This is a genomic window from Paenibacillus aceris, assembly GCF_017874035.1.
Taxonomy (GTDB): domain Bacteria; phylum Bacillota; class Bacilli; order Paenibacillales; family NBRC-103111; genus Paenibacillus_E; species Paenibacillus_E aceris.
Map to the genome: position 1 here is coordinate 16,236 of NZ_JAGGKV010000032.1, position 13,988 is coordinate 30,223.

Here is a 13,988-nt window from a genome sequence, read left to right on the forward strand (position 1 = left end):
CGCTACCTCAGCTTCACTTCCGTCGGCACGGGGGTTGCCGCAAGGATGCCCGCCAGCAGCGACTGCACCTGCTGGTCCTGCTGGCGAGACCGCGTGCGCAGCAGGATGCGGTGCGCCCAGACGGGCCCTGCCAGCGCCTTGATGTCGTCCGGCAGCACATAGTCGCGGCCGCGCAGCGCCGCGTACACCTGCGCCGCCTTCATCAAGGCGCGCACGCCGCGCGGCGAGACGCCGAGTGCGGCATCCGCATGCGCGCGCGTAGCTTCCGCGAGCTGCACGAGATACTGCAGCAGCTCGTCCCCGATGCGCACCTGTGTGAACAAGCGCTGCGCTTCGAGCAGCTCAGCGCGCCCAACAACCGGCAGCAGCTGATCAAGCGGATCCTGCTGCTGGTAGCGCTTTAAGATCTGGACCTGCTCCGCCGCAGACGGGTAGCCGAGCGAGAGCTTCATCAGGAAGCGGTCGAGCTGGGCTTCCGGCAGCGGGAACGTCCCCTGATTCTCGACCGGGTTCTGTGTGGCGATGACGAGGAACGGCGCTTCGAGAGTGCGCGTTTCTCCGTCGATACTAACTTGGCGCTCCTCCATACTTTCCAGCAATGCGGATTGTGTGCGCGGCGTGGCGCGGTTTATTTCATCGGCGAGCACGATGTGAGCAAATAGCGGTCCTGGGCGGAATTCGAATTCGCCTAGCTTCTGATTGTAAAAGTTAATGCCGCTAACATCTGAAGGCAGCAGGTCGGGCGTGAACTGGATGCGCTTCATCGTACCGTCAAGGGAGCGGGCCAGCGCTTTAGCCAGCTGTGTTTTTCCTGTGCCCGGCACATCCTCGAGCAGCACATGCCCGGAAGCAATGAGGGCGATAACCATCAACTCGACCGTATCGTCTTTTCCTACAATGACTTTACCTACATTTTCTTTGATGAGCGTAGCAATTCGTCCTATTTGTGCGAAATCCAACGGCTGTTCCTCCTCAAATCATAAAATGATATGTAAATGGGTACATAAGTGCTGTCCTAACCATTTTAACAGAGGGCAGGTGAATTTTACTATGACTTCCTCCTATTACTTCCTCTGCGTTTACTAAGCCTGTTGTGTATTCCATAGGCAGTTAGTACAATATGGATAAAAAGCTCAATTACTAATTACTGACAATTAATCGCTTTATATGTAAATGTTTAGGGGGGCGAAGATGTACAAGTTAATTTTAGTCGATGATGAAGAAGACGTGCGAGAAGGGGTTGTCCGCGAAGTAAATTGGGACGCCATCGGGTTCGAGGTCATTGAGAAAGCAGAGAACGGCAGGGAAGCGCTGGAAATGGTTGAGAGATTACAGCCGGACGTCGTCGTAACGGACATTCAGATGCCGTTCATGAATGGGCTTCAGTTGGCTGAAGCGATTCGAGAGCGCTTTCCAACGATTAAGCTCATCATTCTCACGGGACATGATGAGTTTGAGTATGCCCAGAGGGCGATAAAGCTGCACATTGATGAGTATGTGCTTAAGCCTTTCTCCGCGCAGGAGCTCATTAATGCTTTGCTGAAGGTGAAGGGGCAGATTCAGGAGGAAGTGGCGCACCGGGAAAATGTTCAACTGCTAATGGAGCATTACCGCAAGAGCATGCCTGTGCTCAAGGAGAATTTTTTGGCGACGCTCATGAACCGCAAGCTCCCGCGCGAAGAAGTGTACCAGAAGGCGGCAAACTATGGAATTGAACTAAATGGCCGAAGCTTCGTCGCTGCTGTAATGAGCATAGACGGGGCGCTAATCCCTGAAGAGGAACTGGAGAATCGGGAGGAGCTGTCCAAGTCCGTTTCGCTGAAATATTCGGCAGATCAGGCGCTGAAATATTTTGCCCTCTTAAATATTACCGAAGAAATCGTGGATAAACGCCGTCTTGGCCTTGTTTTCATGCATCACGATCAAGTGGTCGTCTTGGCTGCAAGGGAGAGCGAAGACAGGGAAACCGCACTGCAAGAGACCATGAAGGTGCTCGAAGAAGTGCGGCAGAATGTGGAAAAATATTTGAAATTTACTTTAACGGTTGGCATTGGAACGGTCATGAAGGATGTGACCAAAATCAGCTATTCGTATGAAGACGCTGTGCTGGCGCTGGATTACAGACTTATCCTTGGCAATAACCGGATCATTTCCATCGATGATGTGGAGACGCGCAGCGTAGAGAAAGTCCGTTTTGATGACGTGAAAGAGCACGCCTTGACGCGCTGCATTAAGGTCGGGACGAATCAGGAGATCCGGGAGACGATGGACGAGCTGTTTCAGGGGATTGAAGGGGCTGTTTCCGTCAAGGATTACCAGATTTATTTGCTTGAGATATTAACTTGTATTTTGAAGGCGGCTAAGGACTCGAATTTGAATGTGGACGAGGTATTCGGCGATAATTTCGTTCCTTTTACAGAGATCAATAAGTTCACGTCCTTAGAAGAAGCGAAGCACTGGCTTGCTGAACTGTGCGCCTCGATGATGAACCATATCGCTACGGATCGCCAATATACCTATAAGAACTTGGTCGAGATGGCCAAAGACTATACGAAGAACCATTATCACGAAGGCGATATCACAATTAATAAAGTATGCAGTCATTTGCATATTAGCGCGGGATATTTCAGCAGTATTTTCAAAAAAGAGACGAAAATGACCTTCGTGAACTACTTAAACCATATCCGCATGGAAGCGGCGAAGGAGCTGCTGCGCACCACAGATATGAAGGCACTGGAGATTGCTGAAAAAGTGGGCTATGCCGATGCCAATTATTTCAGCTTTTCATTCCGCAAAAATGTCGGTGTTTCCCCGAAAGAATATCGCAATAACAGTGTGAAAGGGCAGTAGGGTCAAGGAGCGGGGGGTTAGTTTTGATACGAAAAGTGAGAGAGCTGTTTAAATCTTTGTATAATGTGCTGCTGGACACGATGAGAGTAAAGAGCATTCAATTTGCAATTACGATATCCTTTATTTTCATAACGGTAACCGTGATGCTGATCATTTCGTTGGTTCTTTATAATAAATTTTCCAGGACTGCGGAGGAAAACGCTTTTTTGAATACACAGCAGGTGATCGAGCAGGTACAGTTTAACTTGGAAAATTACATTAAAGGCATGTCGGACACCTTCGAGGTGGTCGATGCCAAAATCGCCAAAAGCCGCGGCGTGCCTTCCGACAAGCTGTCCGAGCAAATGGAGACGATTGCAAGCACTCGTGAGGATATCGTGTCTATTAATTTATTTGCTGCAGACGGAGGGCTGATTACCGGGCTTCCTAACGCTGGAATGCGCAAAAATACACGGATTATCGAGCAATCCTGGTTCAAGTCCGCACTGGATAACCCGAATCATCTTTCTTTCTCCTTGCCTCATATTCAAAATCTTTTTAAAGATCCGTATCGCTGGGTGGTGTCGATGAGCAAAGGGGTTTCCATTGAACGAAATGGGCAGTGGGAGGACGCCGTACTTCTTGTGGACGTCAATTTTAAGACACTGGATGACGTGTTTCGTACGGTTTCATTAGGCAAAAAGGGCTACGTCTATATTATTGACGACTCTGCCGGCAACATTGTGTATCATCCTCAGCAGCAGCTTATCTATATTGGTTTGAAATATGAAAATGTCGAGCAGGCCCTTAAATTCTCCTACGGCAAGTATATGGATGTCAGTGAAGGCGAATCCAGGCTCAATGTGGTCAGGACCGTTAATAATATCGGGTGGAAAATCATCGGGGTCTCTTATCTGGATGAGATGATAACGACCCGCAAGGAAATCAGTACATTTATGATTTGGCTGCTTGTCATTGTCCTTATTTTTATTTTGCTTATCTCCTCCTTCATGTCAGCCCGAATTTCCCAGCCGATCAAGCGGCTGAAAAAGTCGATGGAAATGGTAGAGAAGGGGCATTTTGATACGTACATTCATGTTCGCGGCGCACATGAAGTGGAGCAGCTTTCACGCCGGTTCAACCTGATGGTTTCCAGGGTGCGCGAGCTGATGGATCAAAATATTCATGAGCAGGAGACGAAAAGAAAGAACGAGCTTGAGGTGCTGCAGTCACAGATCAATCCTCACTTTTTGTACAATACGCTCAATTCGGTTGTTCGGATGGTTGGAAACGGGAAGAACGAAGAGGTCGTCACGACGATTACCTCTTTGTCCAAGTTTTTTCGGATTTCGCTCAGCAAAGGAAAGAACATCATTACGATCGCGGATGAGATCGAGCATATCCGGAACTATTTGATCATCCAGAAGATGAGGTATAAGGACAAGTTTGATTACGTGATTGAAGTAGATGAAGAAGTGCTGCCGTATAAAACGCTGAAGTTAATCTTGCAGCCGTTCGTGGAAAACTCGCTCTATCATGGCATCGAGTATATGGTGGATGAAGGCCATATTCACATTTCAGCCGAGAAAATGAATGATAAAATTTTACTCCAGGTCCGCGATAACGGTGTGGGTATGTCGGAAGAAACGCTCAAGAACATTATGATTGGCTCTGTGAACAGCGATAAGGGCTCAGGGGTAGGTCTTCGTAATGTACATGAGCGGATTCAGCTGTATTTCGGTTCGGAGTACGGGGTTAAGGTTGAAAGCGAGCTTGAGGAAGGAACTGTGGTGAAGATCTGGATTCCGGCCATATTGGAAGAGGAATAGAAAGGAGCAGAGATGGAAAAAACATTGAAACTAGTCCCTCTCGCACTTGCAATTTTGGTAGCTGTCTTCTCTATGTCTTCTTGTATGAGAGAATCGGAAACAACACCTACGGCGCAGAAAAAGCATTTGGAAGTGGTGCTTAGAAGCCAGAACGGGGACTATTGGAAAACAGTGAAAATGGGCGCTGAGGTAGCCGCGAAGGAGTTTGATGTGACGTTAGATTTCCGAGCGCCTGACGATGAGGCGGACGTAAAGGGGCAGATCGCCTTATTGGAACAGTCTATTCAAAGCGGGCCTGACGCGATCGTGCTAGCCGCTAATGATTATAGGGACTTGTCGAATGCTGTCGATAGTGCGGCGGAACAAGGGATTCCGGTCGTCACGATCGACTCCGAAGTGGAATCGCGCAAAGCGAAGAGTTTCATAGGCGCCAACAATTACGAGGCGGGACAAATGGCAGGTCAGCAATTGATCAAGCTTGCGGGGACAAAAGCAAATATCGCAATCGTCAGCTTCAAGCAAGGGGAGCGCAACACGGAGCTGAGGGAGCAAGGGCTTTTGGATGAAATATTGAAATTTCCAAGCATTCAGGTGATTGCCAAAGTGTACAGCTTGACGGACCAGGGAACTGCGGATCAGCTTACTCAGAATATCATCGAGAAATACCCCTATTTGGATGGGATTGTGGCTCTAAATGAAACTTCCTCGATTGGCGTGGCGGACGCGATTCAGAGAATGAATCTGCAGGATAAAGTGAAAATAATAACGTTTGACAGTACCTCAGAGGAATTGGAGCTGCTGCAGGAAGGCGTCATCCAAGCGACAATTATTCAAAATCCCTTCAGTATCGGCTATTTAGGCGTAAAGAATGCGGTTGAGGCCTCGTACGGAAAGAAGGTTCCGAACCGCGTGGATACCGGGATTAAAGCGATTGATCTAGGTAATATGTTCTGGTCGGACAATCAAAAGCTATTGTTTCCGTTTATAAAGTGATTAGAATTTCGATAGAAGATATGAGGATATTGCATTTGTTTCCTTGGTCGCATGCCTTATATTTAGAAATGTAAATAAACAAAACAACCTTTTAGGGAGGGTCTTACCTTGAAAAAATTGATTACCCTTGCAGTAGCGAGCGCTTTGGTTGCAACCGTAGCAGGCTGTGGCAATAAAGCAGCAACACCTTCACCATCTCCGGCAGCAAGCACTGGCGCAGCTGCAACGACAGCTCCAGCTCCAGCTAAAACAGACGGCAAAAAACCTACAATCGGTGTGGCTATTTATAAATTTGACGATACATTCATGTCCGGTGTTCGCGCCGCGATTGCTGACGCTGCTAAAGACAAAGCAACTGTGGATATCGTAGACAGCCAAAACTCACAACCAACACAAAATGATAAAGTCGACCTTTTCATCACGAAAAAAGTAAACGCGCTAGCGATCAACGCTGTTGACCGTACAGCGGCAGGCGTTATCATCGATAAAGCGAAAACAGCTAACGTACCGGTTGTCTTCTTGAACCGTGAGCCGCTTGCTGACGATATGAAGAAATGGGATAAAGTTTACTACGTAGGCGCAAAAGCTGAGCAATCCGGAACAATGGAAGGTCAATTGCTTGTTGACTACTTCAAAGCTCACCCAGAAGCGGATAAAAACAAAGACGGTAAAATTCAATACGTTATGCTTAAAGGCGAGCCGGGTCACCAAGATGCTGAGCTTCGTACGAAGTTCTCCATCCAAGCGATTACGGATGCTGGTCTTGGCGTAGAAAAAGTAGCTGAAGATACGGCTATGTGGGATCGTGTAAAAGGTCAAGAAAAAATGGCTGCATTCCTTGCATCCAGTGAAAGCAAAATCGAAGCTGTTCTTGCGAACAACGACGATATGGCTCTCGGAGCTATCGAAGCTTTGAAAGCAAAAGGTTATTTCAAAGACAATAAATTCTTGCCGGTTGTAGGCGTTGATGCTACGGCTCCTGCGCTTCAAGCACTTAGCGATGGCACATTGCTCGGAACTGTTCTGAACGATGCGAAAAACCAAGGTGCTGCTACAACGAACGTAGCGACTGCTCTTGCTAACGGTCTAGTACCAAGCAAAGAAACGACAGGCTATGATGTGACAGATGGCAAATATGTTTGGATTTCCTACAAAAAGATTACAAAAGCTAACATGAACGAAGCGAAGTAATCCCGATAGAAGCGGGCAAGAGCAGCAATCCGCTCTTGCCTTCCTTATTTGGAAACCCGTGCAAAGATAAAGAGAAACAGGCTTAGAAAAATGGCTTCACTTTATGGGGATTATCGTGAGCTGGTAGGGGGAGTTACCATGACATTACATGAGTATTTACTGGAAATGAATCAAATCTCCAAAGAGTTCCCCGGCGTTAAAGCGCTGGATAACGTTACCCTGAAGGTTCGCCCAGGAAGCGTGCATGCGTTGATGGGAGAAAACGGGGCAGGTAAATCGACGTTGATGAAATGCTTGTTCGGCATTTATAAACCCGATGGCGGAGAAATTAAGCTGAATGGCGAAACCGTGTCCATTCTTAATTCCAAGGATGCATTGGCAAATGGCATTTCCATGATTCATCAGGAGCTGCACCCGGTTCCACACCGTAACGTGATGGAGAACATTTGGTTGGGCCGCTTCCCGCAAAGAGGCATCGGACCTTTGAAACTAGTGGATCACAAGAAAATGCGTAAAGATACAGAGAGTTTGTTTGAACAGCTGCAGATGGATATTAATCCGGATACACTTGTAGGCACTTTATCGGTTTCCAAAGTACAATCCATTGAAATTGCCAAAGCCGTTTCCTTCAATTCGAAAGTCATTGTTATGGATGAGCCGACTTCGTCGCTGACAGGCAATGAAGTTGAGCAGCTGTTTCGCATTATTCGCGACTTGAAGAGTCGTGGCGTCTCGATCATCTATATTTCACATAAAATGGAAGAGATTCTCGAAATCTCGGATGAAGTAACGATTATGCGCGACGGAACGAAAATTGGGACATGGGCATCTTCGGAGCTGACGACTGATATGATCATCTCGAAGATGGTTGGACGTGATCTCAAAGAGCGATTCCCTGAACGAAGCAATGTACCGAATGGTGTATTAATGCGTGTTGAGGGACTTACCTCGGTCATTCCAAGATCCTTTAAGAACGTCTCTTTCGACCTTCGTAAAGGAGAAATTCTAGGAGTAGGCGGTTTGGTCGGAGCACAGCGGACGGAATTGATTGAAGCTTTGTTCGGACTGCGTGGTGTTGCATCAGGCCAGATTTCGATACATGGCAAAGAAGTAAAGCTCAAAACGCCAATTGATGCCATTAAGCATAAAATCGCGCTGCTCACGGAAGAGCGCCGCGTCACAGGGATTTTCCCGGTGCTATCGGTGCTGGAAAACACGGTCATCGCGAACTTAGGACGATACATGAACCCGCTTGGATTCATTAATGAGGCGAAGCGAAAAGTCGAAGTTGAGAAAAGCATTGAGATGCTTCGCGTGAAGACGCCGAACATGCACGCTTTGATCAAAAACCTTTCGGGCGGTAACCAACAGAAGGTGCTCTTGGCCAGATGGCTGCTTACAGAGCCGGACGTGCTCTTGCTGGATGAGCCTACTCGTGGGATTGACGTAGGGGCGAAGTTTGAGATTTATTCCATCATTGCTGACCTTGCGAAGCAGGGGAAAAGTATTATCATGATCTCTTCTGAAATGCCCGAGCTTCTTGGGATGTCAGACCGAATCATGGTCATGTGTGAAGGACGCCTTACAGGGATCGTAGAAGGAAATAAAGCAACAGAAGAAGAGATCATGCGCCTTGCTGCACAGCATATGGCATAATGGGGGGCCAAGAAACCATGAGTACAAAAACAGAAACATTAAAATCTAGAGACATAAGTGGGTTCGTGACCAAATACGCAATCTACATCGTATTGGTCGTGCTCGTTATTGGGATTGCAATTTATGATCCGCGCTTTTTATCGGTAAGTATCCTTCGTGATATTTTGCTGCAGTCGTCTACGCGTGTCATTATTGCTTTGGGTGCTGCGTTTATCTTGATTACAGGCGGTACCGACCTTTCAACAGGACGGATCGTCGGTTTGACAGCCGTTATCTCGGCATCCATGCTGCAAACGCAGGAATACGGCCGTAGATTTTTCCCGGATCTGCCGCATTTACCGCTGCTTGTTCCAATTATCATTGCGATTATAGCCGGTCTTTTGGTAGGACTTATTAATGGGATTATCGTTGCTAAATTGAAGGTTCCGCCATTCATTGCAACATTGGGAACGATGGTAGCTGTATACGGAGCTAACTCTCTATACTTCGACATGAAGCCGAATCAATCCCAGCCTATCGGTGGTTTGAGACCTGACTTCAGTAAACTAGGAACGGGGTCAATTGGCTCCGATGCCACGTATTCCATCCCATATATCGTTATTATTGCAATTGTAGTTGCCATTATCGTCTGGATTGTTTTCAATAAAACGAAGCTTGGGAAGTACATGTATGCAATCGGCGGCAATATTCACGCTGCAGTCGTTTCAGGTATTAACGTTAACCGTTACCTGATTTACATTTACTCCATCGCTGGTGCTTTGTACGGATTGGCTGGGGTGCTGGAAGCAGCGAGAACCGGCGGTGCAACGAATAACTACGGAAACATGTACGAGCTTGATGCGATCGCGGCTTGCGTGGTCGGGGGCGTGTCTACATCCGGTGGTATCGGAACGGTTCCGGGTGTTCTTGCAGGGGTATTGATTTTTAGCGTTATCAACTACGGCTTGACGTTTATCGGTATCAGCCCTTACTGGCAGTTGATCATCAAAGGTGTCATTATCGTTGCGGCAGTAGCGTTTGATATGCGTAAATATATGAACTCTAAATAAGGTGAAATATAGCAGGCTGTCGCTTAATAGGGCAGCCTGTTATTTTACGAAATTACCTGAAAGCGGTTACGATTCAAAGGGGGTGCAGTTATGCAAGAGAAAAGGTCTTCCGGTTGGGAGAAGTTAAAGTTTGCGGTTTCATTGCGGGGCAAAATTGTAGGGACTTTTGTCATTGTTTCTTTACTCGTTGCATTGACTAGCGGCATGTCTTATACCTACTTAAAGAAAGTGGATAGCTCATACTCAAAGCTTTTGGAGGATAATGTTACGATCCTTCGGCAGGTTGCGGAGATAAAAGAGAAAACGCAAATGCAGAACAGCATGCTGCTAGGCTATGTACTTAATCCAGGGAAAGATAAAGAGAAGCTTTTGACAGAAAAGAATGAGGAGCTTACTTCTATCATTTCACAAATGGGTAAGCTTTCTAAGAATGAGGACGAGCAGAGTGCGATACAGTCCATGGCGGACTCTAACCAAACATTTATGCGTCTTGTCAAAAAGGTAACGGAATACGCAGACAAGGGAAATGAGGCGCTAGCCAAAGCTGAAGCCATGCAGTGGGCGATCCCAACGACCGAAACGTTGACGCAGTCTGCGGCTAAGATAGAAGTGCTGGAAAGAACGGCTCAAGAGGAAGCTACGGCACGCAATCATGTCGTTGTACAAACAACCGTTCAATCGTTAGTTTGGGTTAGTTTGGCAGCTTTCGTATTTGCGCTGGCTATTGGGCTCTTGCTCTCTCGGACAATCGTTAATCCAATTCGTTCCATGGTAAGGACCGCTGAACGAATTGCGGACTGCGATTTAACAACCGGCAACATTACGGTGAGCAATAGAGACGAGTTGAGGGATTTGGCCATGGCGTTTAATGGTATGAAAGCTAATCTGCACAGTTTAATCAGCCAGGTGGGCAGGAGTGCACAGCACGTTGCAGCCGCCTCCGATGCGCTTAGCAGCAATGCCGAGCAGGTTAGCGAATCTTCAGAACGTATTACTTATACCATTCAAGAAATTTCGATAGGAACGAATGCGCAGGTACGAAGTGTGCATCAAGGCGTTTCCATTATCGATGAAATGTCAGAAGCGGTTATTCAAATCGAGGGCGTAACGCAGTCGGCCAACCGGCAGTCATTACTCGCCCAGCAAGCAGCCGGTGCAGGCAATAAGGCTGTTGAGACGGCGATAGCGCAAATGCAAGCGATCTACCAGAAGATGAAGGAACTGGTAGAATCCGTCCAGCGCTTAGGTGAGCGTTCTGAGCAAATCGTTCAGGCGAATGCAATCATTGCAGGTATTGCGAGGCAAACGAATATGCTCGCGCTCAATGCCTCTATCGAAGCCGCACGGGCAGGAGCGGCCGGCAAAGGTTTTGCGGTCGTCGCGGACGAAGTCCGCAAGCTGGCTTTGCAGACGGGTGCAGCCGCTGAAGAAGTTATGCAGCTTGTTTCGAGCATTCAGGCGGAAACAAGAACGGTCGTGAGCTCCACCGAGGCTGGGAGCCGGGAGGTGGAGACGGGCCTTGAGGTTGTCGGCGTCGCACAGTCAACATTCCTGCGCATTCGCGATGCGATGGACGACGTTGCTCGCCAGATTGCGGAAGTGGCGGTCAGCTCGGCCGCCATCTCCGAAAAAACGCGCGCAGCCGTTGATGTGATTCGCGGTATCGATGAAGTCGCGGGACAGACGGCTTCGGGAGCGCGCAATGTCTCCTCCAACATCGAGGGGCAGTTTGCGAGCATGGAGGAGATTGTCTCTTCGGCCTCGGTGCTGAGCAGCATGGCAGGCGACTTGCAAAGTTTGATCGCACGATTCCGTGTGTGATGCCTGGAAGTTCTGAGGCAGTGATGTGGAAACAGGCCTGAGGAGATGTATCCTCGGGCCTGTTTTGTGCTGGGTTGAATGAATGGCGTTGTCGTCGCAAAGTGATCACGCCTCTAGCGTTTAATCGCGAACTTCAACGATGAGCTCGATCTCCACCGGCGTATGAAAAGGTAGATCGCTTGTACCGATGGCCGAACGGGCATGCTTGCCCTTTTCGCCAAACACAGCCACTAACAAATCGGACGCCCCGTTGATCACATAAGGTTGATCGCCAAAACCTGGCGCACTGTTGACGAAGGCGAGCATTTTCACGATTTTGACTACGCGGTCCAAATCGCCAAGATATCCTTTCATCACAGCCAAGCAGTTGATGATGGTTTGGCGAGCAGCCGCTTGTCCCTGCTCGATCGTGACTTCACGGCCCAGCTTGCCCTCGTACATCAGTTCTCCGTTAATCCGGCAATCCTGACCGGACAAATAAATGAGATTCCCTGTTTGATTGCAAGGGATATACGTGAAGCGCGGCTCCGGGGATGGAGGAAGCGTTATGCCCAGTTCTTGCAAGCGTTGTTCAATGTTCGACATATGTTGACCTCATTTCTATGTGTAGCCTGCAGCCACCATCCTTCCCATCCCTTGGCCGACCTTACTTCGAAGTTCAGGGATTATGGCGCTCGGCGGCTTAAGCTCAAAATCATTTTCACTTCAGCAAAAAGGCTTACTCCAGCATGCCTCGTGCAAGCACAGGCAAGCGCTTATAGGCTTGGTCGCGCTGCATCACCACATGATTGTGCAGATTGACGGTACTGCATATATGATTAGGGATAATGCGCAGTTTATCGCCAATTCGCAAATTGGCGGCTTGAGCCTGCGGTCCAAGCTCAATCATGCCATGTTCCTCAGTTAAGCGGGCAAGCGTCGCATCCTCTAACTCCAGGATGTGTCCAAAGCCTCGCAGCTGCAAAGGCTCAGTGCCCGGCTGAATGTCGGTGGCGAAGGTTTTGCTGCCGCCGTCGACAATCGCGAGCTCAGCAGACGGGCGGCTGACGACGGTGACGAGCACGCTGCCTGCGCAGTCCTCAAGATCGCAGGCGCCTAGCCGTGCCTGCATGCGGTCGTGGAACACGTACGTGCCCGGGCGCACCTCGGTCACGCCTTCAACCGCAGCGGCGTAAGCAGCCGTTGGCGTGGAGCCCACGCTGACATCGCTGATCGCGATGCCCTGCGCTCTTAGGCGCTCGGCGAGCTGTACCATCAGCGTGCCCTCTTCCTTGCCGGCTGCAGCGATGTCAAGCGTAGGCTTGCCGGCAAGCAGGGAGCCGCGGAAGGTGTAGATGCCGGTCAGCCGCAAGTGCGGCATGCCTGCGATTTCAGCCGCCAGAGCGGCGGCCTGATCGTAAAGGACACCGGTGCGGCGCAGGCCCGTGTCGATCTCGAGCCGGACTTGCAGCGAATGCCCATGGCGGCCGGCGATCTGCTCCAGCAGCTGGGCGCCGGCTAAGCTATCGACGCCGACGATCAATTCGATTCGCTGGCTCAGACGAATCGCTCGCTCGATTTTGCTGGCGGTCACTAGGGGGTACGCGATGAAAATATCGCGAATGCCATGCGCCGCCATGACTTCTGCTTCAGCTATTTTTGCCACCGTAATGCCGACTGCTCCGGCCTCGATCTGCTGAAGCGCGATTGCAGGGATCTTATGCGTCTTCGCGTGCGGGCGCAGGTTCACCTGATGGTTGCGGGCCATGTCAGCCATAACCTGAATGTTGCGATCCATCCGCTGTGCATCAATAATGAGGCATGGTGTTTCTAATGTATTCATTAATCGCTCTGTCACTACGCATCACTCTCTTTCACGGCACTTTTACTTTCTTCTAAGTAGCTGTAGAGGGTATACTTTGAAATATTCAGATAGGTGCAAATTTTCTCGCCGCCTTTTTTGATGAGAAACGCACCTTTGGCATCCAAAAGCTGGATCATGCGCATCTTGTCATCCTTGGCCATAACGGCAACAGGTTTGCCAACGTGCTCCTGCGCTTCTTGAATGAGGGCGTCGAGCAGCTCGCTGACACTTGTTACGAACGATTCCTTCACTTCCGATTGCTCCCCCGGATTGATCAGGGTTTGCAGTGTTTTGCCCGCGATCATCAGCTCTGTAATGTCATAGTTGATACAAAGCGAGCCGATGATACGGCCAGCTTTATTTTTCATATACGTTGAGCTGGAGCGCAGAACGCGTCCGTCTTTGGTTTGTGTCAAATAGTTGTATTTGTTGCCGTTTACATGATTGCCCCGCAGCAGCTCCAGCCCCAAATTCGTGCCAGGGTCTCCGACTTTGCGACCCGTAATGTGGCCGTTGGCAATCGCAACGATGGTGCTTTCATAGGAGCCAGTCAAGTCATGCAGGACGACTTCGCAGTTGTCCCCGAATTGTGCGGAAAGCCCCGTTACGAGATCGGTCAAAAACTCAATTTCATCCTGAATGGATTCCATGCCTTAAACTCCCTCTTCAAGGTTGATCTGAGCAAAATGGTATCATAAATAGTTGGGATTTCAAACAAAAAGTTTGGTCGCCTAAACAAAAGTATGATGCTGGTGTGTTGCACATGCTACTATGTAA

At 49.0% G+C, this 13,988-nt stretch carries 11 protein-coding genes; 7 read left to right on the forward strand and 4 right to left on the reverse strand.

The features are described 5' to 3' along the window. Window positions 1–2: 2 nt before the first annotated feature. On the reverse strand, window positions 3–959 hold the full coding sequence (locus tag J2Z65_RS31990) for an AAA family ATPase (protein ID WP_167064435.1): 957 nt from the start codon (window positions 957–959) through the stop codon (window positions 3–5). Between the two features lie 232 nt (window positions 960–1,191). Between J2Z65_RS31990 and J2Z65_RS31995 the strand changes: the two genes are divergently transcribed. The 7 genes from J2Z65_RS31995 (at window position 1,192) to J2Z65_RS32025 (ending at window position 11,368) form a co-directional block, all read left to right on the forward strand. Then, the gene (locus J2Z65_RS31995; protein ID WP_167064438.1) at window positions 1,192–2,850 is read left to right on the forward strand and encodes a response regulator; all 1,659 of its coding nucleotides are present in this window, start codon (window positions 1,192–1,194) and stop codon (window positions 2,848–2,850) included. An 80-nt stretch (window positions 2,851–2,930) separates the two neighbouring features. Continuing rightward, window positions 2,931–4,658, forward strand: coding sequence for a sensor histidine kinase (locus tag J2Z65_RS32000; protein ID WP_167064535.1), 1,728 nt, complete (start codon window positions 2,931–2,933; stop codon window positions 4,656–4,658). A 12-nt stretch (window positions 4,659–4,670) separates the two neighbouring features. Continuing rightward, on the forward strand, window positions 4,671–5,651 hold the full coding sequence (locus J2Z65_RS32005; RefSeq protein WP_167064441.1) for a substrate-binding domain-containing protein: 981 nt from the start codon (window positions 4,671–4,673) through the stop codon (window positions 5,649–5,651). Between the two features lie 108 nt (window positions 5,652–5,759). Next, window positions 5,760–6,842 (forward strand): galactose ABC transporter substrate-binding protein, encoded by a 1,083-nt coding sequence (locus J2Z65_RS32010; protein WP_167064444.1) that lies wholly within the window; start codon window positions 5,760–5,762, stop codon window positions 6,840–6,842. Between the two features lie 138 nt (window positions 6,843–6,980). After that, window positions 6,981–8,498 carry a sugar ABC transporter ATP-binding protein gene (locus J2Z65_RS32015; protein WP_167064447.1) on the forward strand — a complete coding sequence of 506 codons (1,518 nt, stop codon included), beginning with the start codon at window positions 6,981–6,983 and terminating at the stop codon, window positions 8,496–8,498. 17 nt (window positions 8,499–8,515) lie between these two features. Continuing rightward, window positions 8,516–9,547, forward strand: coding sequence for a galactose/methyl galactoside ABC transporter permease MglC (gene mglC / locus J2Z65_RS32020; protein WP_167064450.1), 1,032 nt, complete (start codon window positions 8,516–8,518; stop codon window positions 9,545–9,547). 90 nt (window positions 9,548–9,637) lie between these two features. Further along, entirely contained in the window at window positions 9,638–11,368 is a 1,731-nt protein-coding gene (locus J2Z65_RS32025) for a methyl-accepting chemotaxis protein (protein WP_167064453.1), read from the forward strand. Window positions 11,369–11,488: 120 nt separating this feature from the next. Here J2Z65_RS32025 and J2Z65_RS32030 read toward each other — a convergent pair whose 3' ends face one another. The 3 genes from J2Z65_RS32030 to J2Z65_RS32040 all read right to left on the reverse strand — a co-directional run bounded on the left by J2Z65_RS32030 (window position 11,489) and on the right by J2Z65_RS32040 (window position 13,861). Beyond that, window positions 11,489–11,953, reverse strand: coding sequence for a RidA family protein (locus tag J2Z65_RS32030; protein ID WP_127458208.1), 465 nt, complete (start codon window positions 11,951–11,953; stop codon window positions 11,489–11,491). Window positions 11,954–12,086: 133 nt separating this feature from the next. Continuing rightward, window positions 12,087–13,205 (reverse strand): alanine racemase, encoded by a 1,119-nt coding sequence (locus tag J2Z65_RS32035; RefSeq protein ID WP_338111768.1) that lies wholly within the window; start codon window positions 13,203–13,205, stop codon window positions 12,087–12,089. Beyond that, window positions 13,205–13,861, reverse strand: coding sequence for a helix-turn-helix transcriptional regulator (locus J2Z65_RS32040; RefSeq protein WP_167064456.1), 657 nt, complete (start codon window positions 13,859–13,861; stop codon window positions 13,205–13,207). The genes J2Z65_RS32035 and J2Z65_RS32040 overlap by 1 nt, the downstream gene beginning before the upstream one ends. Window positions 13,862–13,988: the final 127 nt, after the last annotated feature.